Below are 13,542 nucleotides of genomic sequence, written 5' to 3'. Positions count from 1 at the left end.
GCCGCCATTGTTGCCGCCGCCCTGGCCGCCGCCATTACCGTTCTGGTCGTCGTCACCGCTGTCGTCCTGGCCTCCTCCAGGCTTCTTCTCGGAGTCCGGTGGCTCGGTCTTCTGCCCGCCCTCAGGCTGCGGGGTGCCCTGCGGCGTCGGCTCGGCGGTCGGCTGCGGGGTGGGGGTCGCAGTCGCCTCGGGCGGAGCAGTGGGAGTCGCAGTCGCCTCCTCCTCCGGCTCACCGGTGGGCTTGGCGGTCTGAGGAACCGTTCCGCCACGGGTGGCCAGCAGCTCGGCCGGCTGGGGGAACTCCTCGACCTCAAGCCCCTCGTGGGCGACCGTCATGTAGTTGATGAAGATGTCCGCCGGATAGGTCGAGCCGGTGATCTCCTCATAGTCGCCCCAGGGCTCAATCGACTCCTCCGAGCCGTCCGCTCCGGTCTGGTAGAGGGTGACCGCAGTCACCACCTGCGGAGTGAAGCCCACGAACTGGGCGGACTTGTTGTCCGACGACGATCCGGTCTTCGCGGCGACCGGGCGATCCATCTGGGCGGCCACCTTGTCCGCACTACCGTTCGGACCGGAGACGACCTGCTGGAGGGCGTAGGTCGTGTCCGCCATGACGTCCTCATCGAACTCTCGATGACCCTTGGTGTCCGCCGCGTAGCGGTCCGAGCCATCGGGGTTCTTGAGGGAGGCCACGATGTGGGTGTCGCGCCTGATGCCCTGCGCGGCGAAAGTGGAGTAGGCCGTAGCGATGTCGATCGTGTGCGGGGAGGCCGACCCGAGGACGTTCTGGACGAGAGTCCGCTGCTCCGGGGTCTTCAACCCCTCGGTCGACTCCGGGTAGCCGGCACGGTTCGCCACCTTGGCCGTGATCCCCTCCTCGAGGTCCTCAGCATTCATGAGCTCCTGATTGAGCTGGAGGTAGGGGGTGTTGAGCGACTGCTCCGTGGCCTGGGTGAGGCTGGCCCACTTCAGGGAGACGTTCTTGAAGTTCTGGAACTCATGACCCTCAATGGTCATCGGCGAAGTGGCCGGATAACCGCTGTTCAAGGACCACCCGTTCTCCAGGGCGGCCACCAGCGCAAAGGGCTTGAAGGTGGAGCCGGCCTGGGCGATGGCATCGGTTGAGGTGTTGACCTGGCTGGTCAGGTAGTCGTCACCCCCGTAGAGCGCCAGCAGGCCACCCGTCTTGGGATCGATGGACACCAGCGCCTTGCGCAGGTTCGGAGAGGCGCCGGGCGGCAGGGATTTGACCGCGTTGACCGCGGCCTCCTGGTCCTTCTTGTTGATCGTGGTGACGATCTTGAAGCCACCGGTGTCGATCTGCTCCGGCGAGATCTTCGCCTTGTTCTCGAGCTCGGAGCGCACCATCTGGAGCAGGTAACCGTTGGTGCCGGCGTAGACCTGCTTGGTCTGGGACTCCTCGGTCTTCGGCATTCCCGTCTGCTTGGCCTCGCTGTACTGAGCCTGGGTGATGTAGCCGTCGTCGAGCATGAACTGCAGGACTCGTCCCCACCGCTCCTGGGCCTTGTCCGGGTTCTCGGCCGGATCCCAGGCACTGGGGGAGGGCAGGATCCCCGCCAGGAGCGCGGCCTGCGAGGGGGTCATGTCCTTGGCGGGCTTGCCGAAGAACGCCTGCGAGGCCGCCTCGATGCCATAGGCGCCGCGGCCGTAGTAGACCGTGTTGAGGTAGTCGCCCAGGATCTCCTTCGTGGGCTTCTCCCGGTCGATCTTGATGGCCATGATGGCCTGCTTGAACTTGCCGGTGTAGGAGCTGGTGGTGTCGACGTAGTAGTTCTTCACGTACTGCTGCGTCAGGGTCGAGGCGCCCTGGGTGTCGCCTCCGCGCAGATTGTTGACCAGGGCGCGCGCGATGCCCTTGGGGTCGACGCCCTTGTTGGAGTAGAAGGTGCGGTCCTCAGAGGCCACCACCGCGTTGCCCACGTAGTCCGGCAGGGTGGAGGCATCCACGGACTGCCGGTTGATCTCGGCGAACTTCCCCATCTCCGAGGTTCCGTCGGCGTAGTAGACCGTGCTGCTCTGAGCCAGCGCGAACTCGCTGGGCTTGGGCACCTTGATGGTGTTGTAGGCCCACATGAAGGCGCCGATGGTGCTGAGCACTCCCAGCAGGAAGACGCCCAGAACGAATCGCCAGCTGGGGATCCAGCGGTGAATCCGCCCCTTACCGGCGCGGGGGTAGTTGAAGAAACGGCGCTTGCGCCCCGAGGCGGCGTCCTTGGAGCGCTCGGCCTTTGACCGCTTGCGCTCCTTTCCGGGCTTCTTACCAGCCCCCGAGACCCTGCCCAGGGTCTGCCGACCGGCGCCGGTCACTCGGGTCGGCTTGTTGCCGACGGGGCGGCTGGGTCCGCTCCCATTCGTGCCTTCTGCCACGCGCTCCTCGTTTCGGTTGACTGTCACCAAGGTGACTGGGTGCCGCAACGGCGCGGGGGATAACGCTCCGGTTGCGACGTGAGGTCCTAATCATGACCGATGTTGGCTGCTGGCGCCGACTCGGACGCCGGTCACCATCCTGCGGGACCGCCGACGGCGATCGGGAGTGATCGCTGCGGACAAGCCACATCGGGCACCGACATACGTCCAGTATGGGGGAACAGAGGGCAGTGATGGTAGCGATGCGGGCCTGGGAACCAGCCATGACGCCGCCGACTCACGTTATCTGGATGTCACCTAAATCGCTCCGAACAGTGCACTCATGCGCTTTGGTGGCCGGTGATAGTGCAGCGGGAACCAGAATGTGAGTTCGCGCCCAGACCGCAACGAAGCACTCCGAAAACAGCCGATATCCACCAGGACAATGGTCCCCGACTGCTGGTGAGACACTGAGCCGAACCCTGACAGGTGGTCAGTTTCACGCATCGGCTCCTCGCCTGCTCGAGAAGCACCGACCCTCGCCCGTCCGGCTCAACCGGGGAGATCCGCCATGGACGCCAGCTCAACCCTTCAGACCCTCAGCATCATCCTTCAAGTCGTCATCATCCTCACCTGCCTCATCATTGGGGCGAAGAAGGGCGGGATCGCCCTCGGTCTCATCGCCGGGATCGGGCTGCTGGTTCTGGTCTTCGGCTTCCGCCTGGAGCCGGGCGAGGCCCCTGTCGACGTCATCCTCACCATCCTGGCCGTCATCGGATGCGCCGCCACCCTCCAGCAGTCCGGCGGCCTGGACGTCATGATGCAGGTGGCCGAACGGGTCCTGCGCCGACATCCCGAGCAGATCACCATCCTGGGGCCGTGCGTCACCTGGTTCCTCACCGTCCTGTGCGGGACCGGCCACGTCGTCTACACGATGCTCCCGATCATCGCGGACATCGCCATCAAGAAGGACATCCGACCCGAACGTCCCATGGCCGCCTCCTCGGTCGCCGCCCAGATGGGCATCACGGCCTCACCGGTCTCGGTCGCCACGGTCTCGATCGTCTCCATCATCGCCAAGAACACCGACCGGCACTGGTCGGTCCTCCAGATCCTGGCGATCTCCATCCCGGCGTCGTTGTGCGGGGTGCTCCTGGCCTCCCTGTGGTCAATGCGCCGGGGCAAGGACCTGGACAAGGACGAGGAGTACCAGAAGCGCCTGGAGAACCCGGAGTTCCGCGCCGCCGTTCAATCCAGCTCCGAGACCCTCATCGGCAAGGCGTTCCCATCCGAGGCCTACCGCGCCACCTGGATCTTCCTGGGCGCCATCGCCGCCGTCGTCATCCTGGGCGCCTTCGAGGTGCTGCGTCCCCAGTTCCCCACGGGCGACGACGGCGCGCTGGAGCGCCTGAGCATGAACCTGGTCATCCAGATGGTCATGCTCGCCGCCGGAGCACTCATCCTGCTGACCTGCAAGGTGCAAGCCGGCAAGATCGCCTCCACCGCCGTGTTCAAGGCCGGGGCCACCGCCATGTTCTCCATCTTCGGGGTCGCCTGGATGACCGAGACGGTCGTCCACGCCCACCTGGAGAGCCTGGAGCACAGCCTCGCGGGCGTCCTGTCCCAACACGTGTGGATGTACGCCATCGTCCTGTTCATCATCGGCAAGCTGGTGAACTCCCAGGCGGCCGGCCTGCTCATCGTCGCCCCCATGGCCCTGTCGCTCGGGGTGAGCCCGGTCGTCGTCGTCGGGTTCATCGGCGCCTCCTACGGGTACTTCATCCTGCCCACGTACCCCTCGGACCTGGCGGCGATCGGCTTCGATCCCACCGGCACCACACGCATCGGCAAGTACGTCATCAACCACTCCTTCCTGGTGCCCGGGCTCATTGGAGTACTCACCTCCTGCATCGTGGGCACCGCACTGTCCCAGATGCTCCTGTCCTGAGCACTCGACGTCGTACCTGCCACTCGACGCGGACAGCAAACGCAGGCCGGCAGGTGCGACGTCGAACACACCACTGAAGCCGTCCTTCTGGGTAGAACGTAACAGGGTCGTGTCGTCGCGTCTGTCTAGGCTCGTGCCATGACAACAACAGACGCGGCCACCACTTCCGCCATCGCCCTGCGTTTGGAGCTGCTGGGGATCTCCGCCCCGGCACAGGTCAAGCAGAGTGAGGCGGACCGTCTCATGTCCCCGATCCTGGCTCGCCAGCGCGAGCTCTCCCGCCGCCTGGCCCACCGCCCCTGTGCCGCTGACCAGCGCATTCAGACCTTCCTCGACTCCTACCTGGAGGGAGCGGCCGCCACCCCAAGGCTGCCCCGCTCAACCTTCGTCCTGGACCAGCCGGGTCTGGCGCGGGCACTGTCCCTGCCGGCGGACTCCACCAGCTTCACCTCCGACTACGTCGAGAGCTACCGGGTGCTCGGCGGCGTCCTGCACAATCCCCGCAACGACCGCCGCACCACCGCCGGCGTCTTCCACGTCGCCGAGGGCGGCCTGCCGATCCCCGACGACAAGATCGCCGTCCCGCGCGACGTCTTCGCCCGCCTGCTGGCCCACGCCGTGGAGGCCCCCGAGGACCTGCTGACCCTGCCCTGGGCCTCCCGGCAGGAGGATCCGGCGCGCTGCTTCGTGTCCCTGCTGCTGCGCCCCGTCGTCGTGCCCGAGGTCCCCGGCTTCTCCGCCGAGCGCTCCATGGAGATCCGTTTCATCGCCCCCGGCGGCCTGGTCTCCAACCTGGACTTCGTCGAGGGCATCTTCGGCAACGGCGGCGACCCCTACCTGCCGGAGAACGACTCCTCCCTGGCCCCGGAGTCCTGGACCGGTCACACCGGCTGCGTCATTCTCGCCCCGCACCTGACCACCCTGACCAAGAAGGAGCTGGGCCTGCCCTCCTGGGAGGAGGCCACCGAGCGCCAGCGCCGCGACGGCCAGTGCTGGAAGGACGAGGCCGAGCTCTACAACGGCGGCAAGGCCTTCAAGTGCGTGGCCCGCGACGAGCGCGGCGTCATCGTCACCGTCATCGCGGACAACTACTTCGGTTACTGCAAGAAGGAGGTCAAGACCCAGATCGGGTACTCGGCCAACCTCTTCGGCTGCGTGGAGGAGGAGCACGCCGGCGGCGCCGTCGCCTACCCGCGCTACAACCTGAGCCAGGAGTACACCGACACCCACACGCCCGAGAGCCTGACCCTCGAGCACGTCGTCGAGCGCAATCCCGGCCGTTTCGAGGTGCGCGAGGACGGCTCCGCCGTCGTGGTCGACGACCCGACCATCGTGCTGGTCCCCGCCGGCGCCCACTACTCCATGCGCAACCAGACGATCACCTGGACCGGCCCCGACGGCCAGGAGGCCTCGATCCCGCTGCTGGTGAGCAACACCTACGTGGCCCCCAACGGCTACCGGGTCCACGCCAAGCACCGCGAGGGCGACGCCACCCAGTGGCACCTGGTGGGCACCGCCCCCTGGTCCACGCAGGCCCACAAGCCGGCCACCGTCTCCGGCGGCGGCAAGTCGGAGATCTCCAAGTCCCTCCTGGACGCCTTCGTCTTCGGTGAGGCCTACGTCGGCGACGTCGACGAGGACTTCGACGCCGTCCAGACGATCCTCGACGGCAACTACGCCGACCGCTTCGTCGACCCGGCCAACAAGAGCGACAACCACCGCTCGATCCTCTCCGAGCGCCGCTCGCTGGGAAGCGTCATCAAGCTGCTGACGCCGTCGTCGATGTACACCGAGGAGTACAACGCCTTCCTGGAGTCGATCCCGGCCCACATCAAGGAGCTCATCTTCACCGTCAAGCGCTTCTACCAGCCCAGCTGGGGCGAGGACTGGCGCAGCCACTTCTCCGTGGGCATCATCAACGGCCGCAAGGGCAACTCCCTGCGCCTGGACGGTGAGGTCATCAAGGTCAACATGCTGCGCGTGGGCTTCGAGGACGACGGCGCCTGGCGTCTGCTGTCCCTGCGCCCGGACTTCTCGCCGGCGGCCAAGGTCCAGACCGAGGACGACATCACCGCCTCCATCGTGGCCCCCGGCGGACTGGTCTCCACCCCGGACTCGGAGCTGTCGCGCAAGTTCGTCACCAACTGCGAGTCCCTGCTCTTCCAGCGGCCCGACGACGCGATCGTGCGCGGTTACGACAAGCAGACCGAGTCGGACATGTCGGATGCGCAGGCGGACCTGTTCATCTCCAACTTCCAGCCGCTCACGCCCGCCGACGCGCGGGCGATGGCGGCCGACGCCCCCGGCCTGTCCCGCTTCACCCAGCCCATGCAGGACCTGGTGGCCCGCGCCGCGGCCCTGCCCGAGGCCGAGGACTCCGCCGAGCAGACCTACTGGGTCTCCACGGCCGACCCGCGCCTGGTCAACGGCGCCCCCACCAAGAACCCCCGTTACCTCCAAGTGCGTCCCGACATCGCCAACCCGAAGGATGTGGCGCTGGCGGACCTGACCAACCACCTCTTCCGGGACGTGCCCCTGGACGCACCGCTGCGCCACAGCGTCGACGTCGTCGCCGCCGGGCGCCGCAACAACCCGCCCGAGGACGGGGTTCCGCCGCTGTGCGCCTACAACCCGCTGCACTACATGGAGCTGCCCGAGCTGTTCATGGAGTTCATCTCGTCCATGACCGGCAAGTCCCCCTCGACGACGGGCGCCGGTAGTGAGGGGGCGCTGACCAAGTCCCCGTTCAACGCGCTGCCGGCCATCTACGACCTCAACGCGGCCCTGCTGTCCTACGCCCTCAGCGGCTACGACGGCTGGCTGTCCTCGGCCGGCTACATCGGCCCGAAGGTCCAGGTGGCCCACGACATCTCGCTGCTCATCCCGGAGATCTTCTCCCGCATGAGCGTTGAGGAGCGAGACGCCCACCACCTCGTCGAGGGCGGCTACCTCGAGCGCATCGAGGACTTCGAGTACGAGGGCCGCACCGTCCAGGCCTCGCGCCTGGGCTACCGCATGAACCAGGCCTTCGCCTCGACCTTCTTCGGCCGGATCTTCCTGCACCCCGACGTCGTCTTCACCGAGGAGATGCTGCGTCCCGAGCTGCAGGACGAGGCGGTCTTCGCCGACTCGGTGGACATCATCGTCACCACCCACAAGGTGGTGGCCGAGCACTACCGGGCCGACGGCTCCATCGAGTGGGCCGTGCCGCCACTGCGGGCCCTGCTGGAGATCATGATCGACGGCACCTCCCGCGAGGGCTGGGACCTGACGAGCCCGGAGTTCCGCGCCCTGTTCGAGCGCGAGAACATCCTGAGCTCGTCGTGGTACGCGGAGCGCCTGGACGCCAAGGTCGCCCGCGACACCCGCCAGGCCCACCAGGCCATCGAGGACCTCACCCGCTTCTACACCGCGGAGAACAATGAGGAAGTCGTCGAGCGCCTGAACATCGAGGGCCGCCTGGCCGAGGCCCGCGCCTGGCTGGACAAGGTCAGCTCTCCGGCCTACCGCGAGCACCTCGTGGGCACGCTCGGCCTCCAGCCATCGCTGGCCTGAGCGCCGTCGCGCCGGGCCCGCACCGACCTCCCGCGGGCCCGGCCGCACGCCACCTCGCTGACGACGACGGAGCGCGTGTGGGGAACAGGATTCCTGTTCCCCACACGCGCTCCGTCTCGATGAGAGCAGTACGAGCCTTTGTCACGGATCTGGACGCCCCGGCCTCCTACCCGCCGGCTCCCATTCCGGTGCCTGCGGGGGCTTCCGTGAGGTCTGAGGCGGGCGTCAGCCGACGTCGGCGTTGCCGGACAGGTGCCAGGTGGCGTTGGCCCAGGGGAAGACGTACTGCATGAGCACGTAGACGATCCCGGCGATGAGGATGAGCGACTCGATGGCCTTGAGCCACGCAGGCCCCGGCAGGTGCCGCCAGATGAAGCCGTACATCAGTTGACCCCCGGATCGTTGAGCACGGAGTCCGGACGGCCCTCGGAGCGGTCCATCCAGTACGCGAACTTCGCGTGGACGATCCAGCGCTGGTCATTGCCGAACTCACCGGCGGTCGACCCGTGGCAGGTGGTCAGCGTGATGTATCGGTCGGTGGGCTGGGCGTCCGGCTGGTTGGGCACCGGGGCGATGACCTCGACCTGCTCGGGCTGGACGAGCTCGTGACCGGTCACCTTGAACACGTACCAGGTCTTGGCGGTGGAGACGATGATCTCGTCACCCTCCTGGAGCAGGTCGATGCGGCGGAAGGAGTTGCCATAGGTGCGGCGGTGCCCGGCGATCGCGAAGTTGCCGAGCTCTCCGAGCTGCTGGGTGTTGGTGTAGTGGCCCGCCGCGGCCTGGTCCAGGACGTCGGATCCGGTGCCCTCCATGATGGGCATGTTGTTGTTGGTGACGCCGTACCACTTGGGGACGACGAGCATCCCGATGGTCTCGCCGTAGCCGACCTGCTCCATGACGGGCGGGGCGTCGGTGTGCTTCTCGCCCGCCTTCTGAGGTGACTCGACCTGCTTCTCATGGAACTGGGTGGCCACCGCCTGCGCACTCGCGTTGGCGTCAATGCCGGTCCACCACAGCTGCCAGCACAGGAAAAGGGCGACGACGAGGCCAGCGGTGATGAGCAGCTCGCCGATTCCGGTCAAGGCGCCGTTGAAGATTCGGACAGCACGACTCTGGCCGGGCGCTCGGTGTCGCACAAGACCTCCTCCAGTCATCGCCCCTCCTCAGAACTAGGGCATCATCGGGCTAGCGGCCAGTCTAAGGGGGCACACCCCCCACATGACCAGCCAGGAGTGGTGGACTCATCACAGGGTGCACCGTGAGGAAGCTTCACAGCATGTCCTAGGCTAGGGCCGGATGTATTGCGGTGGTCTCATGCCACCATCCCCCAACCAGTGAGGAGACCCAGGGTGGCCTCGGAGAAGAAGTCCACAACGGACGACGCCGACAAGAGCTCGGAGAAGGTCTCGAAGAAGAGCTCCGGCAAGAACAGCGTGAAGGGCACTGAGAAGGACAAGGGCTCGAAGAAGAGCTCGTCGTCGAAATCGAAGAAGAAGCACCCTGAGCGCTCCGGCAACCCAGCCAAGGCGGCCAAGGCTCTCGAGGAGGAGTCGCGCGCTGCGGCGAACCGGGTATCGCGCACACCCAAGAAGATCAAGGACACCGCCTCGCCGCGCTGGTACGCCCCCACCATGGTGTCGCTCCTGGTCATCGGCCTGCTGTGGGTTGTCACCACCTACCTCTTCGACGGCAAGTACCCGCTGCCCTACTTCACCGAGCATCACATGTATGACTGGTTGTACAACGGCAACCTCTACATCGGCTTCCTCATCATGATGTCTGGCTTCCTCGGTCTGTTGCGCTGGAAGTGACAGTTCAGATGCTCATGTGAACAGACATCCGCGAAGGCCCCCGAGCACCGGCTCGGGGGCCTTGTCGTTGTCGTGTCTCCTCACTTCTGAGACGCTCGCTCGGGCAGGAGACCGGGGCGGGCTGGTTGTCCCGGAGTCCACGACGGGCCGCGGGCCTGATTGACTCCACGGGCCCCTGGCGGCGAAGCCGGGCGCCCTCACCCCGGGCCGGCCCCACCTTCCCCTGCCCGGCCACTTCCAGCTCCCGCCCAGGGGCCAGGAGGTCATGGTTCAACGCCGGCTCCGGCCCACTCCTCCCCCGTCTTCCACAGATCTCCTGTGGATCCGTGGACAACCAACTCCCCACAACCCACGTCGACTTTCCCCATGTGTGGACACACCTGTGGATAACTACATGCTTGTGTTTCCACACCTGTGTCCACAGATGTGGATGAACCACAGCGGTGTTCTTCCACCTGTGTCATTCACGACCGTGCGGACCGCGGACGGCGTCTCAGGCGAGGAAGGCCCGAAGAATGTTGAGCGCCACAAGAGCCACCACGACCGCGATGGTTCCGGCAATCCCCACGGCCTTTCGCCTCCCCCGAGGAGCCCAGGCGTAGATCGCCGAGACGATCCCTCCGACGAGGAGTCCGCCGAGGTGCCCCTGCCAGGAGATGTTGGCGCCCAGGAAGGAGACGACGGCATTGATCGCCACCAGCGCCACGATCCCCGAGGTGTCTCGTCCAAAGCGCCGCTGCACGATGAACATGGCGGAGAACAGGCCGAAGACCGCTCCCGAGGCCCCCACCGTCAGCGTGATCCAGGACTCGGTGCCCGGCCAGGAGAGCCAGTAGATCGCCGTCGAGCCGCCCAGGGCACTGAGCAGGTAGACGCTGGCGAAGCGCCACCGCCCGAGCACCGGCTCAAGGGTGCCGCCCAGCACCCACAGAGCCCACATGTTGAAGCCGAGGTGCATGTAGTTCGCGTGGAGGAAGGCGGTGGTCAGGAACCGCCAGGGCTCGTGGGCTGCCAGTACCGGCAGGAAGCCCAGCCGGAAATCCAGCGACTGCGTCGCCAGGCCGGGGGCGAGGACCTGAAGCGCGTAGACGACGACGCACAGACCGAGGAGGATCTTGGTGACGAGGGCGCCGGAGACCATGTTCCCACCCAGCAGCGTGCGCGCCTGGCGTCGACCGGCCTGAGACCGACGAGCGCAGTCCACGCAGTGCACCCCCACGGAGCTGGGCACCTGGCAGGTGGGACAGGTGGGTCGGTCGCAGCGCTGGCAGCGCACGTAGGCCACCGTGTCCGGGTGCCGCGGGCACACCGGCGGTGCCTGCTGTGCGAACGAGTTCGTCGAGGTCATCGGATACTCCTGTGCGGATGATCGGGGCTGAGTGTGTTGTGACAGGTGGACCGGGTACGACGACGCCGCCGGGACGCGGGTCCCGGCGGCGTCACAGGGGCGAATCACACCCGATTCCGGTGGTTCGGTAGCGGCGCGGTGGCAGGTCGGCCGAGGCTGAGCGGCCGTCCATCCCCTCCTGGGGGACTACTCGGTGATGTCCACCGAGGTGATGATGACCTCCTGCACCGGGCGGTCACGTGGGTCGGTCTCCACGCCGGAGATCGCGTCGACGACGGCACGGGAGGCCTCGTCGGTGACGGCGCCGAAGATCGTGTGCTTGCCCTGGAGCCACTCGGTGGGGGCAGTGGTGATGAAGAACTGCGAGCCGTTGGTGCCCTTACCCAGGCGGCGGCCGGCGTTGGCCATGGCCAGGACGTAGGGGGCGGCGAAGGTCAGGGAGGCGTCGATCTCGTCGTCGAAGACGTAGCCGGGGCCCCCGGTGCCGTCACCCAGCGGGTCACCGCCCTGGATCATGAAGCCGGGGATGACACGGTGGAAGATGACGTTGTCGTACAGCGGGGCGTGAGACTCCTCGCCGGTGCGAGGATCCGTCCAAGCCTTCTGGCCAGTGGCCAGCCCCACGAAGTTGGAGACGGTCTCGGGAGCCTGTTCGGGGTAGAGCTCCAGGCGGATATCACCGAGGTTGGTGTGAAGAGTCGCTTCCATGGGTGCCATGGTGACACGGTCCTGAGCACATCGGTATGAACCCTGGGCGGCGTGCGGCGCTGTTCACCCCAGGCAAAACGTCTGGACATCGTGTGGGCCAGGCCGCTCGAGGGTGCGACCATTGGTGCACGTTGCACAACAACCGCCTGTATCCGTTTCCAACCTGGGAGGCAACCATGTCCTGCCTGACGAAGACATGCTGCGACAAGAAACTCGACACCACTCATCTGCGCAAGGAGGCAGCATCCTTCGCCGGGTCCGTCGCCGGCCAGGCTGAGAAGGCAGCCCAGTGGGCGGCTCCCCACGTCAGCAAGGCCGCCGGGAGTGTGGCCCGCGCCGCCAAGGACGCACAGGAGCGTCTGGAGCCGGTGGTCCACGATGCCCGCCACCGGGTTGTCGAGGACTACATCCCGCGTGCGCAGCGCGCCGCCGTGGCTGCCCAGGCTGCCGCAGGTACGGACGGTACCCTGACAGAGCGCGCCCAGCGCGTGGCTGTTGCCGCAAAGTCCGCCGCATTGGAGGTTCCCGTGAAGAAGCAGAAGAAGCACCGCGTGCTCAAGACCCTGGGTTGGCTCGCCGTCGCCGGCGCGGCCGCTGCCGGCGCCTACGTCGTGTGGCGTCGTAGCCAGCCGGTTGAGGACCCGTGGGCCGAGGAGTACTGGGCCGACTCCACCGAGGATGAGGCCGGCTACGGCATCAGCCCCGAGGACGCTCAGGCCTGACGGCCCCAGTTCCGTCGACGACGGCGCCGCGCGGGTTTCCACCTGCGCGGCGCCGTCGTCGTTTCTGTGATCACTCCATGGGACTTGGAGTGCGGTCGATGTCCTGCCGGCAGGCCCCGGTGTCAACGGCGGACGGGGATCGCCAGCCCCGTCGCGCCGGTGGCCGGAGCCGGCATGGGCCGGCTCAGACCCGATGACGGTGAACCCGGAAGCCGGGACCGATGTCGCCGGCCGGGACCATCTCAGCCAGGGAGGCGGGGTCGCCGAGGGACCTCGCCGCAACGAAACCGGTGATGGTGTCCACGCCGTAGTCGAGGAGAACCGGGTTGAGCGGCGTCGACGGACCGACCAGGACGGTGTGCGCGTCACGGGAGAGCTCAATGAGGCGCGGCGCGGTCTTGTTGACGAAGCTCGATGACGAGATGAAGACGAGGTCGCACTCGGGCAGGACGTACTCGCAGGCGCTGTCCGGCCAGTCGCCGGGCTGAAGGTTGCGCTCAAGACAGATGTACTCACCGGCACCGGCCAGGGCGGCCTCGGCGAAGGGGAAGTGCCCGATGACCGCCACCCTCTTGCCGACGATCATCTCCTGGTAGGGGTCGAAGACCTGGCGCCAGGTCAGTCCCTCACCGGTTGGCTCGAAACCGTTGGCTGCGGCCGTCTCCTCCCGCGAGTACCAGGAGTTGATGGCGGCCTGGCCGATACTGGCCTCAGCCAGGTTCCAGGACTTCACCAGGGCACCGACGTCGCGCAGCGGCCGCCCATCGAGCGGTCCGTCGTCGCTGAGGGCCGGGCGGCTGCGCACGTCCATGGTCCAGGCCGTGCCGACACCGCCGGCGGAGTTGAGGACGCGGCTCCAGCGGGGCCCCTGGCCCGACGTCCGCACGACGACGTCCTCAGGCAGTCCGTCAAGAAGCGCGTCGTAGATCTTCCATGGCTGTGACATGACCTCATCCTTCTGCAACCAGGTGGTAACTGAGCCTGGCCTATCCTAAGCAGTCCCGTCCGACGGCGCAGCCCTTCACTCCAGCGCCTCAACGGTTCTTCACGGCATCACGTCAGTGGAGACAGATCTGAGCG

10 protein-coding genes are annotated in these 13,542 nt (G+C 66.9%); 4 read left to right on the top strand and 6 right to left on the bottom strand.

What is annotated here, in order from left to right:
* Window positions 1-2,388 (bottom strand): transglycosylase domain-containing protein (locus BKH28_RS06150; protein WP_075417976.1); only part of this gene is annotated, 2,388 nt, incomplete at its 3' end.
* A gap of 550 nt (window positions 2,389-2,938) precedes the next feature.
* On the opposite strand from BKH28_RS06150, the gene BKH28_RS06145 reads away from it, so the two are divergent.
* Window positions 2,939-4,315: an anaerobic C4-dicarboxylate transporter gene (locus BKH28_RS06145; RefSeq protein WP_075417958.1), complete on the top strand. Its 1,377-nt coding sequence runs from the start codon at window positions 2,939-2,941 to the stop codon at window positions 4,313-4,315.
* A gap of 138 nt (window positions 4,316-4,453) precedes the next feature.
* Window positions 4,454-7,870, top strand: coding sequence for a hypothetical protein (locus BKH28_RS06140; protein WP_075417957.1), 3,417 nt, complete (start codon window positions 4,454-4,456; stop codon window positions 7,868-7,870).
* Between the two features lie 225 nt (window positions 7,871-8,095).
* On the opposite strand, the gene BKH28_RS13535 is transcribed toward BKH28_RS06140, so the two are convergent.
* On the bottom strand, window positions 8,096-8,254 hold the full coding sequence (locus tag BKH28_RS13535; RefSeq protein WP_178388837.1) for a hypothetical protein: 159 nt from the start codon (window positions 8,252-8,254) through the stop codon (window positions 8,096-8,098).
* Entirely contained in the window at window positions 8,254-9,027 is a 774-nt protein-coding gene (locus BKH28_RS06135) for a class E sortase (protein ID WP_075417956.1), read from the bottom strand. Before BKH28_RS06135 ends, BKH28_RS13535 begins: the two co-directional genes overlap by 1 nt.
* Window positions 9,028-9,222: 195 nt before the next feature.
* Between BKH28_RS06135 and BKH28_RS06130 the strand changes: the two genes are divergently transcribed.
* Window positions 9,223-9,684, top strand: coding sequence for a cell division protein CrgA (locus BKH28_RS06130; protein ID WP_081380065.1), 462 nt, complete (start codon window positions 9,223-9,225; stop codon window positions 9,682-9,684).
* Between the two features lie 493 nt (window positions 9,685-10,177).
* On the opposite strand, the gene BKH28_RS06125 is transcribed toward BKH28_RS06130, so the two are convergent.
* Both BKH28_RS06125 and BKH28_RS06120 read right to left on the bottom strand, forming a co-directional pair.
* On the bottom strand, window positions 10,178-11,032 hold the full coding sequence (locus BKH28_RS06125; RefSeq protein ID WP_075417955.1) for a rhomboid family intramembrane serine protease: 855 nt from the start codon (window positions 11,030-11,032) through the stop codon (window positions 10,178-10,180).
* Window positions 11,033-11,218: 186 nt separating this feature from the next.
* The gene (locus tag BKH28_RS06120; RefSeq protein ID WP_075417974.1) at window positions 11,219-11,740 is read right to left on the bottom strand and encodes a peptidylprolyl isomerase; all 522 of its coding nucleotides are present in this window, start codon (window positions 11,738-11,740) and stop codon (window positions 11,219-11,221) included.
* 176 nt (window positions 11,741-11,916) lie between these two features.
* Here BKH28_RS06120 and BKH28_RS06115 point away from each other — a divergent pair, with 176 nt between their 5' ends.
* The gene (locus tag BKH28_RS06115) at window positions 11,917-12,462 is read left to right on the top strand and encodes a hypothetical protein (RefSeq protein WP_075417954.1); all 546 of its coding nucleotides are present in this window, start codon (window positions 11,917-11,919) and stop codon (window positions 12,460-12,462) included.
* A 184-nt stretch (window positions 12,463-12,646) separates the two neighbouring features.
* Here the strand turns inward: BKH28_RS06115 and BKH28_RS06110 are convergent, their stop codons facing one another.
* A complete protein-coding gene (locus BKH28_RS06110; RefSeq protein ID WP_075417953.1) occupies window positions 12,647-13,408 on the bottom strand; it encodes a Rossmann-like domain-containing protein in 762 nt (253 codons plus the stop codon).
* Window positions 13,409-13,542 lie beyond the last annotated feature (134 nt).

The sequence above is a fragment of the Actinomyces oris genome, from assembly GCF_001937665.1.
GTDB classification, from domain to species: Bacteria; Actinomycetota; Actinomycetes; order Actinomycetales; family Actinomycetaceae; genus Actinomyces; species Actinomyces stomatis.
The sequence above is the reverse complement of the archived record's forward strand: the minus strand, read 5'-3'. Positions and strand labels throughout refer to the sequence as shown.